The following is an 829-nucleotide window of genomic DNA, read 5'->3' as shown; positions in this document are numbered from 1 at the left end:
GACGTTATCTTAACCGCAGAGTTTCAATCTTACCGCGAAGAAAGAAAATTAAATATAGCGATTTGTCGAAAACAAGACCCTGAAAGCAAAGGGAAAGTTGAAAATGTCGTCGGTTTTATCAAAGGAAATTTCGCAAAAAATAGAGTGTACGAAAACATTGAACAATGGAATGATGCGATGTTGAGATGGTTAGCAAGGACGGGGAATAAAAAAGTTCACAATACAACTAAAAAAAGACCAGTCGAAGTGTTTTCTCTGGAAAAGCAACACTTACGACCAGCCGTCAAAAAAATAAATATTTCACCTATTGATTCTAGTATAACAAGAACGGTGAGGAAGGACAATACCATCCTGTATCTCTCGAATCGCTATTCGGTTCCTCTCGGAACATACACAAAAGAGAAAAATGTCTATATTGAAGTGACAGATGATGGTAACTTACTGATACGCGGCGAAAAAGATGGTCCCGTAATCGCAGAGCATTTGATTAGCACGGAGAGAGGCAAATTAATTCAAGATACTCAACATACGCGAGATCGTACCAAAGGAATATCAGCGTATATTTCCAGCTTAGCAGAAAAGTTTAAACATCCAGATTTAGTTCGTAATTATTTAGAGAAAATACACAAAAAATATCCACGATACATACGTGATCAGCTTCAACTTATAGAGAAAGCGTGTCAAACAGAGGAAGCATTTATCGATGAAGCATTAGCAATCTGTGAAACCAAAGCACTTTATAGTGCAAATGAATTTAGCGATATCGTTCAATACCTCAAACGCCAGCGCCAAGTGAACAACAAAGTATGTATACCAGAAGAACCACCGA

Annotated in this window: 1 protein-coding gene; it reads left to right on the top strand. The window is 37.6% G+C overall.

All coding sequences use genetic code 11. The features are described from left to right. Nucleotides 1–829: transposase (locus M3210_RS20030; RefSeq protein ID WP_490722690.1), on the top strand; the 829-nt coding region annotated here is incomplete at both ends.

Origin of the sequence: Oceanobacillus luteolus (genome assembly GCF_023715655.1) — a bacterium.
In the GTDB taxonomy this organism is placed as follows: domain Bacteria; phylum Bacillota; class Bacilli; order Bacillales; family Amphibacillaceae; genus Oceanobacillus; species Oceanobacillus luteolus.
The sequence above is the reverse complement of the archived record's forward strand: the minus strand, read 5'-3'. Positions and strand labels throughout refer to the sequence as shown.